The organism is Prevotella jejuni (genome assembly GCF_900187995.1).
Taxonomy (GTDB): Bacteria; Bacteroidota; Bacteroidia; order Bacteroidales; family Bacteroidaceae; genus Prevotella; species Prevotella jejuni.
In genome coordinates this window covers 71,282-96,975 of the sequence record NZ_FZNZ01000010.1, presented here as the reverse complement: position 1 = coordinate 96,975, position 25,694 = coordinate 71,282, and the positions used below count along the sequence as shown (strand labels likewise).

Genomic DNA, 25,694 nt, shown 5'->3' with positions numbered 1-25,694 from the left:
TGATAATGCGTTTTTAATTATTTCTATTTAATCTTTTCCAATGCTTAACAAGCTAAACAAAACATAGCGTTACTCATCCCTTTGCCTTGCTGTCCGAAGCTTAGCCTTAGCTTTTAATAATGCAAGCGAGGGCAAAGGAAGTTCACTTTAACTTTGCCGAGCATAGCTTATCTTGTGCTTAAATAATGCAAACGAGGGCAAAGAAGGGTCACTTAACTTTGCCTAACGTGGCTTATCTTGTGCAAATGTAGCAAAAATTAAGCAGATTTGGCACATTTATATATAATAATTTCAGTATAAAACGGTTTTTTTGTAGTTTTGTAGACGCATTGAAGAAACTTAGAACTATTATACGATGGGTTATATGGACCATAGCGGGTCTTTACATAACCACTATCGTACTGCTGCATATACCAGCAGTACAGACTTTCCTTGCACAACAGGTTAGTGACGCAGCAGGCAACAAGTTAGGAACAGAAGTACGTGTTGGGCGCATTGACTTAGGCTTTATCAATCGCTTTGTATTGGACGATATTCTCATCTATGACCAAAGTCACAAGAAGATGTTATCGGCATCACGTGTTGGTGCAAGAGTCGATCTCCTTCACCTTCTACGGACGGGAGAAATAAACATCTCGTCTGCTCAAGTATTTGGTTTACAAGCAGAACTATACAAGAAAAGCAAGGACTCCAAACCAAACTATCAATTTGCATTAGACTCATTAGCATCGAAAGACACTACGAGTCACACCCCTCTGCACCTGTCAATCAATAGTCTTGTCATCCGACATGGCCGTATTAAGTATGACTGTTTAGACTCCCCATACACACCTAACCTGCTGAACTTGAACCATATCAACCTCAGTGACATCTCGTCATATCTCATTCTTCACAAACTGAATGACACAAGCGTGTGGGTTGACCTTCGAACTTTGTCTTTCAAGGAGGCTGCGGGATTAGAGGTGAAGCAGTTGGCTTTCGACTTAAAAGCCAATCAACAGCAAGCCACATTGCGTGACTTGGTGTTCAACAGCACCAATAGTAAGATTGGATTAAGCACCTTACAAACCTCCTATAAGTTGAACAATAAGAAGCTTGATATCAACTCTTTACGATACGATATCAAGAACTTTAAGGCACTCATTCAGCTTTCTGATTTCACGTCAATATTCCCCGAACTAAAGACATTAACAGCAAGCTACACAGCATCCTTAGATGTTCAAGGAACAAGTCGGTCGGTAAGAGTAAAGCAAATTAACATCTCTGACCAATCCCTCTCAACGCAAATAAGAGCCAAAGGATGGGTTAGCAACCTACAAAAGAAGCCCACTTGGGATTTCTCTTTCTCACCCTTAAAAATTAGTAGCAATACCCTTCAGACTGTTGCTAAGATAACGCATAAACCGCTTCCTAAGGTATTGAACAACATAGGCAACGTCTACTACCATGGTACCTTTGCCCATACTGCAGGGAAGTACATAGCCAAAGGACAGCTAAAGACTGATGCTGGCGCCCTTCATCTATCCACGGTTGTTCACGGAAAGAACATCCAAGGGACCATCAACACGACAGGTCTCAATATTGCGAAAGTACTTGACAATAACGACTTTGGCAACTTGAGTACAAATATCAGGGTCGAGGGCAACACCGACCTATCCTATATCGTTGCCAAGGGTGACATCTCCTCCTTTTATTATAAGGGTTACACCTACAAGAACATACACCTCGACGGAAGCTATAAGAACGATATCTTCACAGGGAAGGCAGCTATCAACGACCCTAACGGCGGACTGGATATCGACGGAAAAGCTGCTAACATCATGGCTTTCATACAACATAATGGGAAACTCTCTACCGACATCTCAATTATTGCGGATGCCGTCAACTTGCACAAACTACAGCTTACAGAGGCCTTAGGGAATAGGACTATCTCCTTTACTTCTAAGATTAAAGGACAAGGGACAAGCCTGAATGATATCATAGGTAACCTGGATGTCAATAATTTCGCAATGACAGGAGAGGGACAGAACATCTCATTGAATAAGTTAAGTATCAAGACTCACAACGGCCTCTTGGGTAAGTCTCTTGATGCTCAAACCGACTTTGGAGAGCTACATCTCGCTGGACAGTACGATTACGCACAGATACCAGAAAGCATAAGGCGTATCTTGGGACATTATCTCCCAAGTCTTTTCCACATGCCTTCACGGTATAATACTATCGCTGGAAGGGCTAACTATGCCTTTGCTCTACGCTTAGCTGACACCAAGATTATCAATCAGTTGCTTAAGACAAGCCTCTCCTCTTCTCATGCCATAAGGTTGACAGGAATGGTAAGGGAGCGTCAAAACGAAATCGACTTACATATTGATGCACCGAACATTACATACGGGGAGCAACATATTCAGAACCTTATCCTAAACATAACGAGTGGACCACAAGGGTTACACACGACCATCTCTGGCGAACGTGAGGGTGAGAAGGGACCGCATCTACTCATCAATGCACAGGGTCTTATTGCTGATAACACTATCAGTTCAGACATCTCTTTCCGTATTCCAGGACTCTCTTCCGTACATGGCGACGTCAGTAGCGTGGCTTCATTCTCCCGTCGTAATGGCGACTTAGTGACCCACGTGCACCTTAACCCTTCTACCATCAATTTCGATTCGATAGCCTTACAGGTGCAACCGTCTGATATCTCCTATCATAGGAACAATCTTAACATTGAACACTTCGAGCTTTCTAACCGCAACCAGCATATCATTGCCAACGGACAAACCTCTGGTAATCAGAACGACTCTATCCTTGTTAGCTTCAAGGATATCAATGTTCCGTATATCCTCAACCTCGTCAACTTCCACAGTGTTGAGTTTGCTGGTACGGCTTCAGGCGTGGCTTCTATCAAATCCTTCTTCCATCATCTACAGATGCAAGCGAAACTTGAGGTGCAAGACTTTAAGTTTGAGAATGGAGATATGGGTACGCTCTACGCAGAAGCGAACTATAATGACAAGGAGGGGAAGATTAATATCGATGCTCATGCTGATGCTGACGATGGCGCACGTACTGATATCAAGGGCTATGTAGACATCAAGAAGAGTTATATTAACCTCCCTATCTTTGCCCATAACACCCACCTTTATTTCCTCAAGACGTTCTGCGGCTCTTTTATGGACAATATAGAAGCACAGGGAAATGGCTGGTGTAAGGTCGTCGGACCCCTTAGCGCCATCAATCTCGAAGGTGATATGATGGTGGATGGTAGTGTCTTTGTGAAGCCTACTGCCGTTGCCTATAAGATGCGTAACGCTCGTGTCCGAATTATCCCAAATGAGATTATCCTTGAGAAAGATACTATCACCGACCCACAAGGACACATCGGCATTGTCACAGGAGGATTATATCATAAGAACCTCACCAACCTCTCTTACGATATCAATATACAGGCTCAGAACCTCCTGACCTATAACTTCCCTAAGAGACAAGGGAAGGACTCGTTCTGGGGTGTCGTTTATGGAACTGGTAAATGTAATATAAAAGGACACCCAGGGGAAACGTCTATCAACATAGACATGGAACCTGACAAGAACACCTTTATAACTTATAATGCCTCATCAACCAATGATGCGGGTACAAATAACTTTATTCGATGGATTAATCTACCGAAGGATAGTACGCAGGTGTTGATTCCTGAAGTACCTGACTCGCTCCTTCACGCAGCTAAGCCTACGCACAAGAAGGAGGAGGCCTACCACTTTAACGACATACCAAGTGACCTACATATCAATTTCCTCATACACGCTAATCCGAACCTCACACTCGGCGTTCTCCTCGATGACGTCACTGGTGACAATATCCGACTGAACGGAACGGGTATGATTCGGGCCACCTATTATAATAAGGGAGCGTTCAATCTCTTCGGAAACTACTATGTGGACTATGGACAGTATAACCTTACCATTCAGAACATCATAAAGAAACAGTTTGTCTTCCAGCCCGGTTCTACGATAGCCTTCGGTGGCGACCCCTTCAATGCGGCGCTTAATCTGAAGGCCAACTACATCATCAACTCCGTTCCACTGGGCGACCTCGGGATGGGTAGGTCGTTCACTGCCAACAACACAAAGGTGAACTGCCTACTAAACATTGAAGGAACACCAGGTGCACCGACCGTTTCCTTCGGACTCGACCTCCCTACTCTCTCGCCTGACGCACAACAGATGATACGCTCGATCCTCAACTCCGAGCAAGAACTTAACCAGCAAGTACTTTACTTACTGGCTGTTGGACGATTCTATCCACAAAGCAACAACAACAGTACAGCACGTAACAGCGAGGCACCAAGTAGCACTTCTCTCGCCATGCAGAGCCTCCTCTCCGGTACGATTTCACAGCAAATCAACACCGTACTGTCTAATGTTGTAAAAGACAACAATTGGAACTTTGGTGCCAACATCGCCACAGGTAATGAAGGCTTCGACAATGCCGAATACGAAGGAATGTTGTCAGGAAGTATGCTTAACAACCGTCTGCTCTTCAACGGACAGTTCGGTTATCGCAACAATGTAGCCAAGAATAAATCGTCCTTCATAGGCGACTTCGACATCCGTTATCTCCTCTTTCCAAGCGGGAACGTAGCCTTCCATGTTTACAACCAGACCAACGACCGCTATTTCACACGTAACTCACTGACAACGCAAGGTATAGGCTTGATTCTAAAGAAGGACTTCAACCGATTGAGCGATATTTTCGGAAGTAGGAAGAAAAAAACAAAAAAACAGAAGCAAAAGCACTAATATACAGAATATTATTCGTAACTTTGTGCCCGATTTGGGCAGATTATGCCCATATTAAAGGTAATATAAAGTCGAACTTTATTAATTAAATTATTTTATTAAACACTTTATGACAAATTTCAAAGACGTCCAGAATGTACAGCCTTTAGCTGACTTCAACTGGGATGAGTTCGAGAACGGCTCACACGCTGAGGCAAGTAAGAACGATCTTACCAAGGCCTACGACGAAACTCTTAACAAGATCCAGGAGCATCAAGTAGTTGAAGGTACTGTTATTTCAGTTGACAAGAAGGAAGTAGTTGTTAACATCGGCTACAAGAGCGATGGTATTATCCCTGCTTCTGAATTCCGTTACAACCCAGATCTCAAGCCTGGCGATAAGGTAGAGGTGTATGTAGAGAACCAGGAAGACAAGCGTGGTCAGCTCGTACTCTCTCATAAGAAGGCTCGCCTACAGAAGAGTTGGGAGAACATCAACAAGGCTTTGGAGAACGACGAGGTTATCCAGGGTTACATCAAGAGCCGCACTAAGGGCGGTATGATCGTTGATGTATTTGGTATCGAGGCATTCCTTCCTGGCAGCCAGATTGACGTTCACCCTATACGCGACTACGATGTATTCGTTGGTAAGACTATGGAGTTCAAGGTGGTTAAGATTAACCAGGAGTTCCGTAACGTAGTCGTTTCTCACAAAGCACTTATCGAGGCTGAGCTCGAAGCACAGCGCAAGGAGATTATCTCTCATCTTGAGAAGGGTCAGATCCTTGAGGGTACTGTTAAGAACATCACCTCTTACGGTGTATTCGTTGACCTCGGTGGTGTTGACGGACTCGTTCATATCACAGACCTATCATGGGGTCGCGTAAGTGATCCACATGAGGTGGTAGCACTCGACCAGAAGATCAACGTTGTTATCCTCGACTTTGATGAGGAGAAGAAGCGTATCGCTCTTGGTATCAAGCAGCTCACTCAGCACCCTTGGGATTCTTTGGATCCTAACCTTAAGGTTGGCGATCACGTTAAGGGTAAGGTAGTTGTTATGGCTGACTACGGTGCTTTCGTAGAGATTCAGCCTGGTGTTGAGGGCTTGATCCACGTTTCTGAGATGAGCTGGAGCCAGCACTTGCGTTCAGCACAGGAGTTCATGAAGGTGGGCGATGAGGTTGAGGCAGTTATCCTCACACTCGACCGCGACGAGCGTAAGATGTCTCTCGGCATCAAGCAGCTTAAGGAAGACCCATGGGAGACTATCGAAGTGAAGTATCCTGTTGGTTCTAAGCACGTTGCTAAGGTTCGTAATTTCACTAACTTCGGTATCTTCGTAGAGCTTGAGGAAGGTGTTGACGGTCTTATCCACATCAGCGACCTCTCTTGGACAAAGAAGGTTAAGCACCCATCTGAGTTCACTTCACAGGGTTCTGAGATTGAGGTTGTTGTCCTCGAAATCGATAAGGAAAATCGTCGCTTGAGCCTTGGTCACAAGCAGCTTGAGTCTAATCCATGGGATGAGTACGAGAAGATCTACACTCCAGGTTCTGTACATGAGGGTAAGATCACCGAGGCTATGGACAAGGGTGCTGTAATCTCTCTTGCTGAGGGTGGCGAAGGTTTTGCTACTCCAAAGCATCTCGTTAAGTTAGACGGTACACAGGCTCAGCTTGGTGAGGTTCTCCCATTCATGGTAATCGAATTCGTTAAGGACACTAAGCGCATCATCCTCTCTCACTCTCGTACATTCGAGGAGGTGAAGGAAGAGCCACGTCGCCAGCGTCCAGCAGCTCCTGGCAAGCCAAAGAATGATGCAGCTGCTATCAACAACGTTGCTGCAGGTACATCTCTCGGTGACCTCGGCGTTCTCGCTGACTTGAAGAAGAAGATGGAGGGTGGCAAGTAATTTGCACTCTAAAATCTAACATAAATAAAAAGAGTATCAAGTTTTCTTGGTACTCTTTTTTTATTCTCTTAGCTCTTTTTTGATTAGAACACCTATTCATATATAGGACTATCGTAATTGCATATCGGCTGTGCACTACAACGGAGCCTTATCTTTACCAATCTTGTTCTTATGTGAAACGAAAAGAATGTACGCTCACAAACACCAGCCCACTCCCTAATAGTTAATCAAGAAACTGCTTGAGATTTTCCTATAAAATAAGTATCTTTGCAAAAAATAACATGATATGCAGGAAAATAACAATCAAACTTTATGGCAGATAATTAAGAGTTATTTCAATGTCTTACCTTACAAAGACGGCGAAAAATATGTTATTAAACAAATAACTAATGGCATCAACTTTCAAGGTTCTAATCTCTGGATACTTATCTTTGCCGTATTTATTGCATCCTTAGGCTTAAATGTCAATTCAACAGCAGTAATTATTGGTGCTATGCTTATCTCTCCACTGATGGGACCAATCATCGGTATGGGATTAGCTCTTGGAATTGCTGACTTGGACTTGTTCAAACAGTCCATAAAAAACTATTTGGTAAGTACATTCATTAGCGTTATTACTGCAACAATCTACTTTACACTTTCACCTATCACGGATGCTCAATCCGAACTCTTAGCACGCACATCGCCTACCCTTTATGACGTATTGATAGCTCTTTTTGGTGGTGCTGCTGGATTCTTAGCTATGTCAACAAAAGGAAGAAACAACGTGGTGCCGGGTGTTGCCATTGCCACAGCCTTAATGCCACCACTTTGTACAGCAGGTTATGGACTGGCCGTACAAAACACATCCTACTTCTTTGGGGCATTTTACCTTTATTTCATCAATACTGTTTTCATTGCTTTTACAACCTGCGTAGGTGTACGCTTTCTGCATTTTCATAGAAAGCAGTTTGTCAATCGAGAACAAATGAGACGAGTAAATCTTTACATCGTCACCATTATCATTATCACAATTATCCCTGCAAGCTACATGACATGGAACATCATTAAGCAAAGTGTATTTGAAAATAACATAGAGAATTTCGTTACAAAGGAACTTAATTATAGCGGAACAAACATTCTCTCACACCAATACGACCTAAAAACCAAAACCCTCCATGTGGTAGCGGTGGGCAATCCGATATCAACTGATTCGATAGCTAAAGCACAAAAAATGATGACTAATTATCAGCTTGATGGCTACGTACTAAAGGTGATACAAGGATCTAACTCTGATAGCTTATTACTCCTACAGCACAAGAATAAAGGTCAGTTGATGGTAGGAGAAAAAAATACGGCTGAATGGCAAGAACTTGCATATAACAACGATGTGCTAAAGAAGGAACTAACTTCTTATACACGTTATCCAGTACTTGCTAACGACATGAAAGAAGAACTTAAAGTCGTATGCCCCTCGGCAAAGAGTATTATGCTTTCAAAAGCATCTGAGTCTTTCGTTGATTCTGCTTTAATTAAAAGTCACATCGTGGCTATAGTCAAAACAAACAAGACACTTGCCAAAGACAACAGAAAGCAGCTATATGACTGGCTCAAAGTGAAAGTAAAATCCGACAGCCTCGAACTAATTATTTTACCATAATAATAGTACAATACAAGAGTAAGAAGTACCAAACCATCACGGGTTTGGTATTTTTTTTTTACGTAGCAGGCTTATAGGAAGGGGTAGCGCACAGGGGACCTCACCCCCAGCCCCTACTGGCCTCACCCCCGGCCCCTCTCCGAATGGAGAGGGGAGTAGTATGTGAGGTTACCCCTATTAGCCTGCTACTGATAGAAGATGGGCCCATAAACATCTTGAGGACATACAGGGGTATCTCGGTGATCACTCCCCTCTCCATTCGGAGAGGGGCTGGGGGTGAGGCTTCTGTTGGCTGTAAGGTTCTGTGAAATCGGTTGACTTAATGTCTCTGTGAAATACCGTGTGTTCTGTTCTTCTGTGTTCTTCTGTGAGAAAGAGAACGCACCCACTCTATGAGATGACACACAAGCAACTCGGTGGGGAGGTTTTTCTCTCACACTGGGGAGTTTTTCTCTCACAGAGCACACAGAGTTCACTGAGCATTTTTGCGCACAGTTCGAGCCCACAGAACGCCTCCGGCATACAGAGTTCACAGAGGCCTCACCCCCAACCCCTCTCCGAATGGAGAGGGGAGTAGTATGTGAGGTTACCCCTATTAGCCTGCTACTGATAGAAGATGGGCCGCTAAATATCTTGAGGACATACAGGGGTATCTCGGTGATCACTCCCCTCTCCATTCGGAGAGGGGTTGGGGGTGAGGCTTTTAACGGCCTGCGTCCAACAGCTTACACAGTGCGTTACAGCTGTTGTTGATAATATAATAGAACCAAGAAATATCTTTACAAAACAACAACACAGCATTCCTTAAAACAATAGATACTCAAGGTTCATGATTAGTCTATAATCTACTGACTTTCAAATCATTACAATATCACTCCAAGAAGACGCCCTTCAAGGCCTAAGAACACGCCCTTCTTGATGCTTAAAAGGCGTCTTCTGTAAGCTAATCAAGCACCTTTTAGAAACGTGTTAGGCATGTACAGAAAGACAAGAAACGAAATATTCTGACAAAAGAATCCGTAAATTGCATTTGAAACAAGATGCAACAACACCGTATTATCATGATTCGATTACACAAAACAAACCTTGCCAACGACATCCCACATCACAGAGTTGTCCGATAATGACTCTATGCAGGATGTGCGTTGGCGAGGTTATATTCTCAAGTTCTAAACTTTTACAAATGAATTTCTTAAAGATAAAGCGAATAAACAAGGTGAGTCTCTTGAGTTAGGAGTGATGATATTATATATTGGAGTTATATAACAAAAATTACGACTAAAACATTCTTTTTGACGAATGATCCACTGTCTTAAAGAGAAGATTGCCAACCTATTCTATGGAAAACACTTCATGTGATATCACAACACCTACGACAAATACTAAAAAACTCTTACGCTAAGATATTACAATCTGTCTGAAATGTTGAAGTAATTTCTCCATCCTATCCATCAACTCGTCGAAGGCTTTTGCTTTACCATATATATAGCCATCTACCATATTTGATTCGTAATCAAGACGATAAGCCTTCATTACTTCATTTTGGGGGATAAAATTAATCATAGTGGGATAATCTTTATCATAGTCCACATATCCCAAATGATAAAACCGACGACGATGTTCTACAATCGCCTTGTAGAGTTTACCATCATTCAATGCTTTCTGGGCAAATTCCGTATCCATCAATCTATCCAAATCATAAAGATGTCGAGACATACGTAGGGATCTCGGTTCCTTCTTTTGAAGCTCTTCATTAAGTAGCAATGCCTTTTCCAAAAATGTTCTTGATGGCGTTACAGTCTTAATTGATGCGGTCATTTCATCATCCTCTTCAGGGAACTTATCGAAGATAAGAGAGTGAATTTCACAATATTCATGAGGCTCAGACATAGACAGATAACTTATTTCTATTTTAACTCTCGTATCAATAAGCCGCATACTAGACGGCAATATGCTTTGATAATTGACAAAAAATACAGTCGGATCACTATCATGGTCTATAGGTCTTGGAGGTACCCCAGCGATTGTTTCATTCTGAACAGAATACCCTTTGACTCCCATTTTAAAGAGTTCTGCAGAAAGTTCTGCAGAAAGTTTCCCATGAATATAGTCACGTGATGCTTTCCTTAGTTTCTTTACCTGATTGTTGTTTTCGCACTTTGCAAATGTCAAGTTAAGGACACTCTCAAAGAATTTCCTGTCAAGGGAAATGTCTATATCTTCACTGAAGCGGTTGATGAGGTTCCATCCTTTACTCAACGAAGTTCCTCCTTTGAAAAGAAGCCACTTCCCACACGACGTATTGAACAATGCCTTGAGAACTACTGTTACCCACCAATCTTTCTCTACGGCATTATCTTCGATACTATTTTTCAAGGCGACCGACTGTATCATTGCTATGCGTTCGTCATTACTATGACTTTGCCAACTACTCATGCTTGCTATTTAAAATCTTTATAATGCTTCGTCTTATCCATGTAGGCATAACCTTTAGATCATCCGTCATGGTTTTGTCCTCTGGATATCTACTTAGTATTACACTAATTGCGCTTTCCCACTCATTATTATAGTTTCGTTCTCCAATAGCCTTCATTGCTTGTACCAAAAGGCGAGTAACCTGTCCTTTCAAGGCAAAGTTCTTAGGTACTCCCCTTTTGAAAGTGATAGTCCTATTGCCACATTTGACTTTTCTTGCAGACCCACTGGTAAGAAAAACGGGAGACATAGTCACTTGTTCTGACAGTCCGAGCATATTCAACGCCGTACTTCCTGTCGGGAGAATCTCCGCATTGTCTCTTTCTGCAATCGCACGAGCAAACTCCTCAGTAGTAGGGTAAACTATACCGAATTTGGTTTTCTTCGCTTTCAGGTATATACCACGAGATAGTCTTAACAATAATCCCTGCCGAACAAAATCCGATAAGACTTTGCCAACATACTCATCGTTGTATTCTGGGAAGCTATTGTTAAAGAACAACGTACCAGTGTCAGCTTCATCAATACGGCCCCTTAGAATATCAACAACCTTCTTTTCATTATCGCTTATTAACATACATTAAGTCGGTTATTTATGCAAAAATAACGAGTATTTCCCATATTTCCAAATTCTTCGACGTATTTTTTTTATGGCCTTATCATTTCCATTCGATTTCAGAATGGCACTTTGCAGAGCTAAGAATATAATGGTCAACAGTATGTTTTATGGGAAAATATTCAATAGTAATAGCATGTAGCATATTATAACCGATATAGAAAGGAAATATAACCATCACTTAACCATATTGCTAAATGGGAATGTCGACAACTGTAAAGATGCCGGTTTCCTCATTTCTGACAGACATTGTTCGCAATAGACAACTTCTTGAGCCATCCAATATTATCAACATCAAAATCGGATAATACTTTAGGAAATGGACTACTACCTAAATATGTATATTATAACTCTGTACGAATACTTATTTTAATAATATACTTTCACTACTGACAGGACGAAAGGTATTTACACTCACATGGATAAAGTGAGAGTATGAGGGTGAATTAGAATGGGTTTTATAACAGTCTACGTTATCCTAATCAAAGAATCTTACGCAGCATCTCACTGCCTCCGTACCTTATATAATATAAGGTGGTACACATTCTCTAATGGTTTTATCCCCTGATTACATCCTTTAGTAATTAATTTGAATTTTATCAGTTGCAAAGATAATGAAATCCTTTTAATCTCACAAGACTTTGAATAAAAAGCGACAAAACGCCTTGTTGTTTCTCTACCCCTCAATTGTCTACCGTCTTACGTGATGTCGCAACCTCACTGTCTCTTGTCGGACTCCGCCCCTCCGCAGTCTTATGACATTCTCTATGAACACTGATAGAGAAAAGCCTCTTGCGTTTTGAGTGTTTTAGTCCATCCCTAATCATGAATGAAGAAGGTTTCAAAAGTAAAGCAATTCGGGCAAAATAAAATTTGCTGTCACTCCTGTCATCTATCTTGAAGACTTAACTCACTAATTTACAGAGCGGTTACGTCAAATGTTAAAAGTGACAGCAAAACAAAATAAAACTTTTCTTGTAATATATGCGTAATCATCCCCTTTATTCAAGACTGGTTTTCGGTCCTTATTTCGAGGGTTTCCAATCGGATTTACAAAGCCATAAAAAAGGGAAAAGGCGAGTCGTCGTAAGGACAGAAACGAGTAGCACAATGAGAAAAGAACATGAGCTTCTATATCCTTGTTTCTTTGTTGTTTGAAATAAATATCGTACCTTTGCAGCCAAATTATTATATAATAAGGTATTAGAAAAAGATGATTACACTTTCAAACCTTGCTATCCAATTCGGCAAGAGAGTTCTATACAAGGACGTTAATCTAAAGTTTACACCAGGTAATATTTACGGAGTCATTGGTGCCAATGGTGCTGGTAAATCAACCTTGCTTCGTGCCATTTCTGGCGACTTAGAACCAAACAAGGGAACAGTAGAGTTAGGACCGGGTGAGCGTCTGTCGGTATTGGAACAGGACCACTTCAAATATGATGAGTATAAGGTAATGGACACAGTCCTCATGGGACATGATGCACTTTGGCAGAACATGAAAGAGCGTGAGGAACTTTATGCTAAGCCAGAGATGACAGAGGAGGATGGTAATCGTGCTGCCGACTTAGAGTTGAAGTTTGCTGAGATGAATGGATGGGAGGCTGAAAGTAATGCTGCACAGTTGCTCCAGAACCTTGGCGTTAAGGAGGATTTGCATGAGAAGCAGATGTCACAGCTCTCAAATACTGAGAAGGTGCGTGTGATGTTGGCTAAGGCTCTCTTTGGTAAGCCAGAGAACTTGTTGCTCGATGAGCCTACTAACGACCTCGACCTTGAGACCGTTGAATGGTTAGAGGATTATCTCGGTGAGATTGACGAGCATCAGACAGTATTGGTTGTATCGCACGACCGTCACTTCCTCGACTCAGTCAGCACACAGACAATCGATATCGACTTCGGTAAGGTAACCGTCTTTGCTGGTAACTACTCATTCTGGTATGAGAGTTCACAGTTGGCTTTACGTCAGGCTCAAAACCAGAAGATGAAGGCTGAGGAGAAGAAGAAACAGTTGGAGGAATTCATCCGCCGATTCTCTGCCAATGTTGCTAAGAGTAAGCAGACAACATCACGTAAGAAGATGTTGGAGCGTCTGAACGTAGAGGAGATTCGTCCATCAAGCCGTAAATATCCGGGTATTATCTTCTCTATGGAGCGCGAACCTGGTAACCAGATTCTTGAGGTTGAGAACTTGAAGGCTGTTGATGAGGACGGAACGGTACTCTTCGATAATGTGAACTTCAATATTGAGAAGGGACAGAAGGTTGTCTTCCTCTCTCGCAACTCAAAGGCTATGACAGCGCTCTTCGAGATTATCAATGGTAATCGAGAGCCTGATGCTGGTACATATAATTGGGGTGTGACAATCACTACGGCTTATCTCCCATTGGATAATACCGAGTTCTTCGATTGCGATCTGAATCTCGTTGACTGGTTGTCACAGTTCGGACCAGGTAACGAAGTGGCTATGAAGGGCTTCTTGGGTCGTATGTTGTTCAAGCAGGAAGAGGTTGAGAAGAAGGTGAATGTACTCTCTGGAGGTGAGAAGATGCGTTGTATGATTGCACGTATGCAGCTTCAGAATGCCAACTGTTTGATTCTTGATACGCCAACCAACCACCTTGACTTGGAGAGTATTCAGGCGTTTAATAACAACCTGATTGGCTTCAAGGGTAATATCCTCTTCAGTTCACACGACCATGAGTTTATTAACACCGTTGCTGATCGTATCATTGAGTTGACTCCAAAGGGTACCATCGACAAGCTGATGAGCTACGATGACTACATCCATGATGAGCAGATTAAGGAGCAAAAAGCAGGAATGTACTAAGATTGTCAAAACATGGCATACTATTTGCAAGGGTATGTCATGACAAATAGTGCAATAAAATTATGAATAAGAAAGAGAAAAATATAAAGGTTGAAGGCGAAGAGCTGGAGTTGAATAACGAAGAAACAACCCAGAACGGCGCTGAAGCACAGGCGGAAGATGCTAACGGAGAGGAAACTCCTGCAGAGGAAGAACTCGACCCATTGGTAGCTGCACAGAACGATGCTGAGCAGTGGAAAGACAAGTATATCCGTTTGGTTGCTGAATTTGAGAACTACAAGAAACGTACACTGAAGGAGAAGTCAGAACTGATTCTCAACGGAAGTGAGAAGACTGTAGCTGCTATTCTGCCTATCCTTGACGACTTTGAGCGTGCTACTGCCGATAAGACAGAGGACCCACAGGCAATTAAAGAAGGTTATGAACTTATCTATAAGAAGTTTTTGAAGGCCTTGGAGACACTCGGTGTACATAAGATTAAGACCGATAATGCCGACTTCGATGTCGATTACCATGAGGCTATCGCTATGGTTCCTGGTATGGGCGACGATAAGAAGGGCAAGGTTATCGATTGTGTACAGACTGGTTATACGCTCAATGACAAGGTTATCCGTCACGCAAAGGTAGCAGTAGGACAATAGTAAGATGGCAAAAAGAGATTACTATGAGGTACTCGGAGTAAGTAAAGGTGCCTCTGAAGACGAGATAAAGAAAGCATACAGAAAACTTGCTATTAAGTATCACCCAGACCGTAATCCGGATGATCCTGAGGCTGAAGCAAAGTTTAAAGAGGCTGCTGAGGCTTATGATGTACTGCACGATCCACAGAAACGCCAACAGTATGACCAGTTTGGCTTCGATGCTCCTGGTGGTGGCTTTGGTGGTGGTGGTCCTTTCGGTGGAGCAGGTGGCTTCTCTATGGACGATATCTTCTCTATGTTTGGCGATGTGTTCGGTGGACATGGCGGAGGATTTGGCGGTTTCGGAGGTGGCGGTCATCAAGCTCCTAAGTACCGTGGCTCTGATCTTCGTTTGAAGGTTCGTCTGTCGTTACAAGAGGTTGCTACGGGCGTTACCAAGAAGTTTAAGGTGCGTAAAGACGTTCCTTGCGAACACTGCCACGGCACTGGTGCTGAGGAGGGTAGCGGAACAGAAACTTGCCAGAACTGTCATGGTTCGGGTGTTGAAATCCGTACACAGCAGAGTATCTTTGGTATGATGCAGACCCAGACTACCTGTCACGTATGTAATGGTGAGGGAACTATCATTAAGAACAAGTGTACTCACTGTCATGGTGAAGGCGTTGTAAAGGGCGAGGAAGTCGTTGAAATCAACATCCCAGCGGGTGTTGCTGAAGGTATGGTGGTCAATGTTCCTGGCAAGGGTAATGCTGGTAGACACAATGGTGTGGCTGGTAATATCCAAGTATATATCGAGGAGGAACCTAACGACACCTTCATTCGTGACGGACAGAACGTCATCTATAATCTCTTGCTCGATTTCCCAACAGCTGCCTTAGGAGGTCAGGTGGATATCCCAACCATTGATGGCAGCAATGTAAAGATTAAGATTGAACCAGGAACACAGCCAGGTAAGACGCTTCGCCTACGTGGTAAGGGTCTCCCTGCCGTACAAGGTTATGGCAGTGGTACTGGTGATTTAGTGGTTCACATCAGTATTTACGTTCCAAAGGAGTTGAATAAAGAGGAGAAGAAAATCATCGAAGACTTACGCCAAAGCGAAAACTTCCGTGGGGATAACAGCACTAAACGCTCTATCTTCGAGAACTTTAAGAAATTGTTTAGTTGAGCAAGTTGACGAGTTTGACGAGTTGACAAGTGAACAAGTTGCTTGTAGACAGAGTAAATAAAAGACAAAGTAACAGATGAACATATCTTAAGTTGACGAGTGAACTAACGAATTGACAAGTAAACGAGTTTTTAATAAGCAATGAGTTTACAAACAAAATTGAGATAATGATTATATGCCCCATTAGACTTCTTTGGCTAATGGGGCTAAATCATTTCCCTACATTCCATCAACACCCAACACCCAACACCCACCACCCATGACTTACCAAGAAACCGTAGAATATCTATTCAACAGCACACCCGTCTTCGAACACGTCGGGGCATCTGCTTACAAAGAAGGACTTGAGACAACAAAGGCTTTGGACGAGCACTTTGGCCATCCACATACCCACTTCCTTTCTATTCATGTTGCAGGAACCAACGGAAAAGGTTCATGCTCCCACACGTTGGCAGCTATCCTCCAAGCTGAAGGATATAAGGTCGGACTCTATACCAGTCCTCACCTCGTTGACTTCCGCGAACGTATCAGAGTCAATGGAGAAATGATATCTGAACAGGAGGTTATCGACTTTGTTGAACAGGAACGCAACTTCTTCGAGCCACTCCACCCTTCTTTCTTTGAACTCACAACAGCCTTAGCTTTCAAGCACTTTGCTGAGCAGAAGGTTGATATTGCTATCATTGAAGTGGGCTTAGGTGGTAGACTCGATTGTACAAACATTATCACTCCTATCTTATCGATTATCACCAATATATCACTCGATCACACCCAGTTCCTCGGTAATACGCTCGGAGCGATTGCAGCAGAGAAGGCTGGTATTATCAAACATCGTGTACCAGTCGTTATTGGTGAGTCTGTCCCTGAAACACAGATTGTTTTCAAGGCAAAAGCACAGAAAGAGGATGCGCTCATTGTCTTTGCTGAAGACATCCCTGCAGTACTTTCTTCTCGCCCTAACCCCGATGGTGGTATCGCTTATCAGACTCGTTTTTTTGGCGATTTTGTGGGCGAATTGGGTGGTAGCTACCAAGAGAAGAACGCTAACACTGTACTCACTGCGGTCATGCAACTATATAATAAAGGTGTCATCAAGAACGCAGAAAGTATTGCTAAAGGCTTTGCTAATGTTTGCGAACTGACAGGCTTAATGGGTAGGTGGCAGAAGCTACAGGCTAATCCATTGGTTATCTGCGATACAGGACACAACGTTGGTGGATGGACCTATCTCTCCCAACAAATCAAACGTCAACAATGTGCGCAGAAGCACATTGTCTTCGGTATGGTAGACGACAAAGACCTACATGCCGTTATGTCTATGCTCCCTGATGATGCCATTTACTATTGGACACAACCAAGTACACATCGTGCTTTCCCTGCAGAGAAGGTTGCCGCAACAGCCGACGATTACGACCTACATGGAAAGGTCTTCCCAACCGTCCTCGAAGCCTACCAAGCTGCCCTTCAAGATGCTGACGAACAAGATTTTATCTTCGTTGGCGGCTCCAGCTATGTGGTTGCCGACTTGCTGACAAGCCTACAAAAGAAATAGCCAAAAGCTCTTCTTTATTAATACCATATTACTAAATAAAGTTTGATTTTAGTTTGCTGTCACTTTTAACACTTTGTCTTAGATGCTTATAATCAACATATTATAAGCACCTAAGAGGTGACAGAAGTGACAGCAAAGTTGATTTTCATAATATCACGACCATCTCTCAACAATAACTATCTTGAAAAAAGAAGCAAAATGCTACATAAACTTTTTATAGAAAAACATTTTATAACAAATTTTGTTTATCTTTGCATTTGAACTTCCATAAATCAAAAATATTATTTATATAAAAGTACTAATATGAAACAAATTGACACCTTATTAATAGACCTACTCATGGACTTATTAGCTAATGACGAGAATTCTGGTACTTGTGGACCTGATCTAAGATGGCTCTTTACCGATAATGGCGTTTTGGTCATTACAGGAAAAGGGAAAATGAATGATTATTTATACCGCAACAGATTACCATGGTACAAATATGATATTAAACGAATTATAATAGGTGATGGTGCTACGACAATTGGAGAGGCTGCTTTCAAAGATTGTAGCAATCTAACTTCTGTAACCATTCCAAATAGTGTTACAACAATTGGAAGGCATGCTTTCGATGAGTGTAGCGCACTAACCTCTGTAACCATTCCAAATAGTGTTACAGAAATTGGCGGCTATGCTTTCCACAATTGTAGAGAGCTAACTTCTGTAACCATTCCAAATAGTGTTACAGAAATTCGCTACGATGCTTTCGCACATTGTAGCGCGCTAACCTCTGTAACCATTCCAAATAGTGTTACAGAAATTGGCGACAATGCATTCATACTTTGTAGCGCGCTAACTTCTGTAACCATTGGCAATAGTGTTACAGAAATTGGCGACGGTGCTTTCTACAATTGTAGCGCGCTAACCTCTGTAACCATTCCAAATAGTGTTACAGAAATTGGCGGCAATGCTTTCGCAGGTTGTAGCGCACTAACTTCTGTAACCATTCCAAATAGTGTTACGACAATTAGAGAGGAGGCTCTCGCATATTGTAGCGCGCTAACTTCTGTAACCATTCCAAATAGTGTTACAACAATTGGATGGAGGGCATTCAGCGGTTGTAGTGCACTAACTTCTGTAACCATTCCAAATAGTGTTACAACAATTGGCAGCGGTGCTTTCAGCGATTGTTACGCTCTAACTTCTGTAACCATTGGCAATAGTGTTACGACAATTGGAGAGGATGCTTTCTGGTATTGTAGCTCTCTAACTTCTGTAACCATTGGCAATAGCGTTATGGCAATTCTCGACAGTGCTTTCGCAGATTGTAGTGAGCTAACTTCTGTAACCATTCCAAATAGTGTTACAACAATTGGAAAGGATGCTTTCAGAGATTGTAGTGCGCTAACTTCTGTAACCATTCCAAATAGTGTTACGACAATTGAAGGGGAGGCTTTCAAAAGTTGTAGTTCTCTAACTTCTGTAACCATTCCAAATAGTGTTACAGAAATTGGCGACGGTGCTTTCAAAAATTGTAGCGCGCTAACTTCTGTAACCATTCCAAATAGTGTTACAACGATTGGAAAGGAGGCTTTCAGAGATTGTAGCGCGCTAACTTCTGTAACCATTCCAAATAGTGTTACAACAATTGGAGGGCTTGCTTTCAGAGATTGTAGCACGCTAACTTCTGTAACCATTCCAAATAGTGTTACAACAATTGGCAACGATGCTTTCAGCTATTGTAGCGCTCTAACCTCTGTAAACATTCCAAATAGTATTACAACAATTGGCAGCGGTGCTTTCAGCGGTTGTAGCGCGCTAACTTCTGTAACCATTCCAAATAGTGTTACAACAATTGGAGGGCTTGCTTTCAGCAATTGTAGCTCTCTTACTTCTGTAACCATTCCAAATAGTGTTACAACAATTGGAGGGTCTGCTTTCAGCGGTTGTAGCGCTCTAACTTCTGTAAACATTCCAAATAGTGTTACAACAACTGGAGGGTCTGCTTTCAGCGGTTGTAGCGCTCTAACTTCTGTAAACATTCCAAATAGTGTTACGAAAATTGACAACCATACTTTCGAATATTGTAGCGCACTAACTTCTATAAACATTCCAAATAGTGTTACGGCGATTGAAGAGGATGCTTTCAGAGATTGCACCAACCTACAAAAAGTAAATATAGGGAATAGTGTTAAGATTATAGAAATGTCAGCATTTAACAACTGTACCAGTATAACACAGATTTCGAGTGAGGCAGTCGTACCACCAACCTGCGATTCAGATGTTTTTGACGGCATTAATAAATCTAAATGTAAACTTATTGTTCCTAAGAATAGTCTTGACGCCTATAAACAAGCAGACCAATGGAAAGATTTCTTATTAATAGAGGGTAGTACTACTGGCATTACAAACACTGTTTATAATAACTCAGGACTTGCTGATGTCTATACAATAGATGGAACAAAACGGCTAAGTAAAGCAAGCACTGACGAAATTAATGCTTTGCCTAAGGGTGTTTATATTGTCAATGGTAAAAAGATAATCATTAAATAATGGACACAATGGTTTTCCTAAGCCACACCATATATTTTTACTTGTTGTATGTTCGTCTGACAAAGAAATAAGAATAAGAACAGAAACTTACAGGGAAAACTTTGAAGGCTTATATAGAAAACCTTATTACTATACAGCAGCAAGTGAGCAATCATTTGCTGCTTTTTCATTTATTCTCTTACAAATATTTTCGTTTCCTGTCACTTTTAACATTTTGTCTTAGATGCTTATACTCAATATATTATAGGCATTTAAGAGGTGATAGAAGTGACAGCAAAGTTGGTTTTCATAATTTCACGACCATCTCTCAACAATAACTATATTGAAAAAAGAAGCAAAATGTTACATAAACTTTTTATAGAAAAACTTTTTATAATAATTTTTGTTTATCTTTGTGTTTAATCTTCCGTAAATCAAAAAAGTATTATTTATATAAAAATACTAACATGAAACAAATTTACATCTTGTTAATAGCCTTACTCATGGGCTTATCAGCTAAAGCAGAAAGCTCTGGTACTTGTGGACCTAATCTAAAATGGCACCTCACTGATGATGGAGTTTTGACCATTTCAGGAAAAGGGGAAATGGATGATTATTCAGTTCCATACAACAGTGCACCATGGAGATACTTTGGTGTTAAACGAATTATAGTAGGTGATAGTGTTACGACAATTGGAGAGTATGCTTTTAGCTATTGCAGTTCTCTAACCTCTGTAACCATTCCCAATAGTGTTACGACAATTAAGGAATATGCTTTCAGCAATTGTAGTTCTCTAACTTCTGTAACCATTCCCAATAGTGTTACAACAATTGGCGACAATGCTTTCAACGGTTGTAGCTCTCTAACTTCTGTAACCATTCCCAATAGTGTTACAACAATTGGCGACAATGCTTTCAACGGTTGTAGCTCTCTAACTTCTGTAACCATTCCCAATAGTGTTACGACAATAGGAGGTTGGGCTTTCAACGGTTGTAGCTCTCTAACTTCTGTAACCATTCCCAATAGTGTTACTACAATAGGAGGTTGGGCTTTCAGCGATTGTAGCTCTATAACTTCTGTAACCATTCCAAATAGTGTTACGACAATTAGAGAGTATACTTTCGACAATTGCAGCTCTCTAACTTCTGTAACCATTCCCAATAGTGTTACGACAATAGGAGGTTGGGCTTTCAGCGGTTGTGGCTCTCTAACTTCTGTAACCATTCCCAATAGTGTTACGACAATAGGAGGTTGGGCTTTCAGCATTTGTAGCTCTCTAACCTCTGTAACCATTCCAAATAGTGTTACTACAATTGGCGACAATGCTTTCATGGGTTGCAGTTCTCTAACTTCTGTAACCATTCCCAATAGTGTTACGAGAATAGGTAGCGAAGCTTTTAGCGATTGCACCAACCTACAAAAAGTAAATATCGGAAATAGTGTTAAGACTATAGGAGAATTCGCATTTAACAAATGTACCAATATAACTCAGATTTCAAGTGAGGCAGTCGTACCTCCAACCTGTGAATCAGGTGTTTTTTTCTACATAAATACATCTAAATGTAAACTTATTGTTCCTAAGAATAGTCTTGACGCATATAAACAAGCATACCAATGGGAAGATTTTTCCTTAATAGAGGGTAGTACTACTGGCATTACAAACACTGTTTATAATAAAGCAGGACTTGCCGATGTCTATACAATAAATGGAGCAAAACGGCTAAGTAAAGCAAGCACTGACGAAATTAATGCTTTGCCTAAGGGTGTTTATATTGTTAATGGTAAAAAGATAATCATTAAATAATGGACACAATGGTTTTCCTAAGCCACACCATATATTTTTATTTGTTGTATGTTCGTCTGACAAAGAAATAAGAACAGAAACTTACAGGGAAAACCTTGATGGCTTATACAGAAAACCTTATTACTATACAGCAGCAAGTGAGCAATCATTTGCTGCTTTTTCATTTACTTTCTAACAAATATCAGGTTCTTCCGAAATATGGAGTGATAAACTAAAATTTTTGTTTATCTTTGTATTTGATTTTCCGTAAATCAAAAAAAGTATTATTTATATAAAAGTACTAACATGAAACAAATTTACATCTTATTAATAGCCCTACTCATGGGCTTATCAGCTAAAGCAGAAAGCTCTGGTACCTGTGGACCTAATCTAAAATGGCACCTTACTGATGATGGAGTTTTGACCATTACAGGAAAAGGGAAAATGGATGATTATTCAAACTCCAGATTACTACCATGGGATCGCTATTATGTTAAACGAATTATAATAGGTGATAGTGTTACGACAATTGGCGGTAGAGCTTTCAGCGATTGCAGTTCTCTAACTTCTGTAACCATTGTCAATAGTGTTACGACAATTGGACAGTATGCTTTCAATAATTGTATTTCTCTAACTTCTGTAACCATTCCCAATAGTGTTACGACAATTGGAGAGGCAGCTTTCAGGTATTGTGGCTCTCTAACTTCTGTAAACATTCCCAATAGTGTTTCGACAATTAGCGATAATACTTTCTTCTTTTGTAGCCATCTAACTTCTGTAACCATTCCCAATAGTGTTACTACAATTGGAAAAAATGCTTTCAGCAATTGTCGCTCTCTAACTTCTGTAACCATTCCCAATAGTGTTACGACAATTGGAGGAGGTGCTTTCAGCCTTTGTAGCTCTCTAACTTCTGTAACCATTCCCAATAGTGTTACTACAATTGGTGACGATGCTTTTATCTATTGTGAATCTCTAACTTCTCTAACCATTCCCAATAGTGTTACGACAATTGGAGGGTATGCTTTCAGCAATTGTAGCTCTCTAACTTCTGTAACCATTCCCAATAGTGTTACAACAATTAAGGAATATGCTTTCAGCGATTGTAGCTCTCTAACTTCTGTAACCATTCCCAATAGTGTTAAGACTATTGGTGCCTGGGCTTTCAGCCGTTGTATGTCTTTAACTTCTGTAACCATTCCCAATAGTGTTAAGACAATAGAAAGGTTTGCTTTCTACAATTGTAAATCTCTAACCTCTGTAACCATTCCCAATAGTGTTACGACAATTGAACAGTCTGCTTTCAGCGAATGTAGATTTCTAACCTCTGTAACCATTCCCAATAGTGTTACGACAATTAGCGATAATACTTTTAGCGATTGTAGCTCTCTTACTTCTGTAACCATTCCTAATAGTGTTACGACAATTGGCGGCCTTGCTTTCAGCCGTTGCGCCAACCTACAAAAAGTAAATATAGGAAATAGTGTTAAGACTATAGGAGAAGATGCATTTAACTACTGTACCAGCGTTACACAGATTTCGACTGAGGCAGTTGTACCACCAACCTGTGGATTAGATGTTTTTACCGACATTAATAAATCTAAATGTAAACTTATTGTTCCTAAGAATAGTCTTGACGCCTATAAACAAGCAGACCAATGGAAAGATTTCTCCTTAATAGAGGGTAGTACTACTGGCATTACAAACACTGTTTATAATAACTCAGGACTTGCTGATGTCTATACAATAGATGGAACAAAACGGCTAAGTAAAGCAAGCACTGACGAAATTAATGCTTTGCCTAAGGGTGTTTATATTGTCAATGGTAAAAAGATAATCATTAAATAACAGACACATCGGTTTTCCTAAGCCACACCATATATTTTTACTTGTTGTATGTTCATCTGACAAAGAAATAAGAATAAGAACAGAAACTTACAAGGAAAACTTCGATGGCTTATACAGAAAACCTTATTACTATAGAGCAGTAAGTGAGCAATCATTTGCTGCTTTTTCATTTACTTTCTTGCAAATATCAATGCAAAGAGTTATATTTGCAAAAGAAAGGGAGAGTAATATAACGTGAGTTAAAGTATAAGAGGAGTTTAAGTAAAGTACAATTATGGTTTAGATTAGAGTATAGATAATGGTTAAGTTAAAGTATAAAGGTAGGAATATGAATGTAGCAATGATAATAGTATTTGCCTTGATTCTTTTCATTTATGAAGATGCTTTCGGACCATTAAAGAAAGGTAATACGCAATATTATGTTTCTTCTGGTATCGGTATTTGGGGAGGTAAATTCCGTATCGGGACAAGATCAGAATAAGTAGTGGCAGATATTGAATAACATTAAATTTGATTATGAAAACAAAGACGGTTTTACACAGAATTCCCTTGTATGTGTTGGTGGGTTTAGTGCTATTTATGTTGGATAGCTGCTTCCCCAGCTTTAATTCTTCTGGGGAAGTCATGGCTTATCTTGAGAAAAATTATCCAGGGCAGCGTATTGTACTTTCTGATAAGTATGAAACAAATCGTGGCTTGTCAAAGGATATAAGAATTTGGACATTCACGTTGTCAGACTATCCTAAAGATACCTTTCATGTGGCAAGTTATATCAGCAGTTATCCGTTTCCGATGATGAAAAACCAACATGGGATCGAAGATGACTTTGAGAAAGTAGTTATCCTGCGTCGGGCAAAAGAGTTTGAACACGGACCTATGAAGAAATTCGATGCACTCACACGACGTCTCTGGGCCCACTTTCCCGAGTTAGATTTCTCTCTAAAACCAGCCAGGTTAGAGCTGAGAACGGTTGATGATATCTGGCGTGCAAAGCATCTGATAGATGCTTTCGACCAGTTCCTTGGTGATGAGAGACTGACTGAGGAGGTTCAATATTATCTACGCATGTATATGCAAGGACCGTGTTATGACCTAAATCATGGTGGGAGTGTACCGCCTTCGGATAATATAGTCATTGATAAATCTGGTAAGAAGAAGGGTTGCTATATTGAGCGTCGATTCTGTTTTGGCGTTAATCGACAGGAGTTATGTCAGCAGTTTTACAATGATGTGATGGAGTTTCATCAGATAATGGACAGCTATGGTAATGGTGTTAATAAAGAGACATATCAGGCATGGGCTGAGAACCAACTGAGACTCGTTAAGCCGTTGTTAGATCTCCCCTCTGAGGAAAAACGTGATTCACTTCTTAAATTGTTAGGAGTTCGGGATGACTATACAGGCTGTATATTTATCGATACAGGAATGAAACCTTATATGCTTGTAACCTTATCGGAAAAGGAAGAGGGTTCTGGGTCTTACAATCTCTTCTTCACTTATCCACAATTGCATGCATTCTGCTTACGTAGCGGATTACAGGTACAAGGCACTGGCGATCATTTTAGAGTGAAAGGAGTAGATGGAAGACATTACGAGTTTTCGTCTCAGTTCTATAAAGAGAAGAAAGGCGCCATAGGCTGGGATGAAGATGTCTGCTATTTTCTACGAAATGGTCGTAAGGTTTTGGTCAAAGGCTTTTATACTCCATATGAATGTATTAGTGATGTCCTTGTACGCCAGATAACTGGACGGGATGTTAAAAAAATGGTTTTGAGTGGGCAGATATCTTTAAATGGGCAGACCTTTGGGAGAGGTCCTAATTAACGTGAGTCTGACGAGTTATAAGTGTCTATTAATTTGGTGATTAGCGGAATTAGTTTTAACTTTAAGAAGCTAATATACAAATAGCTGCAAATAAAGATTGCTATGATTAC

14 protein-coding genes are annotated in these 25,694 nt (G+C 41.0%); 12 read left to right on the top strand and 2 right to left on the bottom strand.

Features of this window, described 5'->3' with window-relative positions; translation table 11 throughout:
- Positions 1-329 precede the first annotated feature (329 nt).
- The 3 genes from CHB62_RS05145 to CHB62_RS05135 all read left to right on the top strand — a co-directional run bounded on the left by CHB62_RS05145 (position 330) and on the right by CHB62_RS05135 (position 8,332).
- Positions 330-4,799 (top strand): translocation/assembly module TamB domain-containing protein, encoded by a 4,470-nt coding sequence (locus CHB62_RS05145; protein WP_089365964.1) that lies wholly within the window; start codon positions 330-332, stop codon positions 4,797-4,799.
- A gap of 109 nt (positions 4,800-4,908) precedes the next feature.
- Positions 4,909-6,693, top strand: a complete 1,785-nt coding sequence (rpsA, locus tag CHB62_RS05140; protein WP_089365963.1) for a 30S ribosomal protein S1 — start codon at positions 4,909-4,911, stop codon at positions 6,691-6,693.
- 286 nt (positions 6,694-6,979) lie between these two features.
- Positions 6,980-8,332 (top strand): TIGR00341 family protein, encoded by a 1,353-nt coding sequence (locus CHB62_RS05135; protein ID WP_089365962.1) that lies wholly within the window; start codon positions 6,980-6,982, stop codon positions 8,330-8,332.
- A 1,398-nt stretch (positions 8,333-9,730) separates the two neighbouring features.
- On the opposite strand, the gene CHB62_RS05125 is transcribed toward CHB62_RS05135, so the two are convergent.
- Entirely contained in the window at positions 9,731-10,768 is a 1,038-nt protein-coding gene (locus CHB62_RS05125; protein ID WP_089365961.1) for a nucleotidyl transferase AbiEii/AbiGii toxin family protein, read from the bottom strand.
- A complete protein-coding gene (locus CHB62_RS05120) occupies positions 10,761-11,384 on the bottom strand; it encodes a DUF6088 family protein (protein ID WP_089365960.1) in 624 nt (207 codons plus the stop codon). Before CHB62_RS05120 ends, CHB62_RS05125 begins: the two co-directional genes overlap by 8 nt.
- Positions 11,385-12,636: 1,252 nt before the next feature.
- Here CHB62_RS05120 and CHB62_RS05115 point away from each other — a divergent pair.
- The 9 genes from CHB62_RS05115 (at position 12,637) to CHB62_RS05075 (ending at position 25,584) form a co-directional block, all read left to right on the top strand.
- Complete coding sequence (locus CHB62_RS05115) at positions 12,637-14,253, top strand: ABC-F family ATP-binding cassette domain-containing protein (protein ID WP_004360592.1); 1,617 nt, start codon at positions 12,637-12,639, stop codon at positions 14,251-14,253.
- 62 nt (positions 14,254-14,315) lie between these two features.
- Entirely contained in the window at positions 14,316-14,894 is a 579-nt protein-coding gene (locus tag CHB62_RS05110) for a nucleotide exchange factor GrpE (RefSeq protein WP_089365959.1), read from the top strand.
- Positions 14,895-14,898: 4 nt separating this feature from the next.
- Positions 14,899-16,062: a molecular chaperone DnaJ gene (gene dnaJ, locus CHB62_RS05105; protein WP_089365958.1), complete on the top strand. Its 1,164-nt coding sequence runs from the start codon at positions 14,899-14,901 to the stop codon at positions 16,060-16,062.
- 259 nt (positions 16,063-16,321) lie between these two features.
- Positions 16,322-17,614: a bifunctional folylpolyglutamate synthase/dihydrofolate synthase gene (locus tag CHB62_RS05100; protein WP_089365957.1), complete on the top strand. Its 1,293-nt coding sequence runs from the start codon at positions 16,322-16,324 to the stop codon at positions 17,612-17,614.
- 303 nt (positions 17,615-17,917) lie between these two features.
- Positions 17,918-20,149, top strand: a complete 2,232-nt coding sequence (locus CHB62_RS05095; protein ID WP_089365956.1) for a leucine-rich repeat domain-containing protein — start codon at positions 17,918-17,920, stop codon at positions 20,147-20,149.
- A gap of 446 nt (positions 20,150-20,595) precedes the next feature.
- Positions 20,596-21,933, top strand: coding sequence for a leucine-rich repeat domain-containing protein (locus tag CHB62_RS05090; RefSeq protein ID WP_089365955.1), 1,338 nt, complete (start codon positions 20,596-20,598; stop codon positions 21,931-21,933).
- A gap of 285 nt (positions 21,934-22,218) precedes the next feature.
- Positions 22,219-23,760 carry a leucine-rich repeat domain-containing protein gene (locus CHB62_RS05085; protein WP_240616274.1) on the top strand — a complete coding sequence of 514 codons (1,542 nt, stop codon included), beginning with the start codon at positions 22,219-22,221 and terminating at the stop codon, positions 23,758-23,760.
- A 328-nt stretch (positions 23,761-24,088) separates the two neighbouring features.
- Positions 24,089-24,241: a hypothetical protein gene (locus tag CHB62_RS05080; RefSeq protein WP_240616340.1), complete on the top strand. Its 153-nt coding sequence runs from the start codon at positions 24,089-24,091 to the stop codon at positions 24,239-24,241.
- Positions 24,242-24,276: 35 nt separating this feature from the next.
- The gene (locus CHB62_RS05075) at positions 24,277-25,584 is read left to right on the top strand and encodes a hypothetical protein (protein ID WP_240616275.1); all 1,308 of its coding nucleotides are present in this window, start codon (positions 24,277-24,279) and stop codon (positions 25,582-25,584) included.
- Positions 25,585-25,694 lie beyond the last annotated feature (110 nt).

Excerpts from the sequence above, each read along its gene's own strand:
- rpsA (WP_089365963.1), top strand. The coding sequence starts at position 4,909 with ATGACAAATTTCAAAGACGTCCAGAATGTACAGCCTTTAGCTGACTTC.
- CHB62_RS05135 (WP_089365962.1), top strand. The coding sequence starts at position 6,980 with ATGCAGGAAAATAACAATCAAACTTTATGGCAGATAATTAAGAGTTAT.
- CHB62_RS05125 (WP_089365961.1), bottom strand. The coding sequence starts at position 10,768 with ATGAGTAGTTGGCAAAGTCATAGTAATGACGAACGCATAGCAATGATA.
- CHB62_RS05120 (WP_089365960.1), bottom strand. The coding sequence starts at position 11,384 with ATGTTAATAAGCGATAATGAAAAGAAGGTTGTTGATATTCTAAGGGGC.
- CHB62_RS05115 (WP_004360592.1), top strand. The coding sequence starts at position 12,637 with ATGATTACACTTTCAAACCTTGCTATCCAATTCGGCAAGAGAGTTCTA.
- CHB62_RS05110 (WP_089365959.1), top strand. The coding sequence starts at position 14,316 with ATGAATAAGAAAGAGAAAAATATAAAGGTTGAAGGCGAAGAGCTGGAG.
- dnaJ (WP_089365958.1), top strand. The coding sequence starts at position 14,899 with ATGGCAAAAAGAGATTACTATGAGGTACTCGGAGTAAGTAAAGGTGCC.
- CHB62_RS05100 (WP_089365957.1), top strand. The coding sequence starts at position 16,322 with ATGACTTACCAAGAAACCGTAGAATATCTATTCAACAGCACACCCGTC.
- CHB62_RS05095 (WP_089365956.1), top strand. The coding sequence starts at position 17,918 with ATGAAACAAATTGACACCTTATTAATAGACCTACTCATGGACTTATTA.
- CHB62_RS05090 (WP_089365955.1), top strand. The coding sequence starts at position 20,596 with ATGAAACAAATTTACATCTTGTTAATAGCCTTACTCATGGGCTTATCA.
- CHB62_RS05085 (WP_240616274.1), top strand. The coding sequence starts at position 22,219 with ATGAAACAAATTTACATCTTATTAATAGCCCTACTCATGGGCTTATCA.
- CHB62_RS05080 (WP_240616340.1), top strand. The coding sequence starts at position 24,089 with ATGAATGTAGCAATGATAATAGTATTTGCCTTGATTCTTTTCATTTAT.
- CHB62_RS05075 (WP_240616275.1), top strand. The coding sequence starts at position 24,277 with ATGAAAACAAAGACGGTTTTACACAGAATTCCCTTGTATGTGTTGGTG.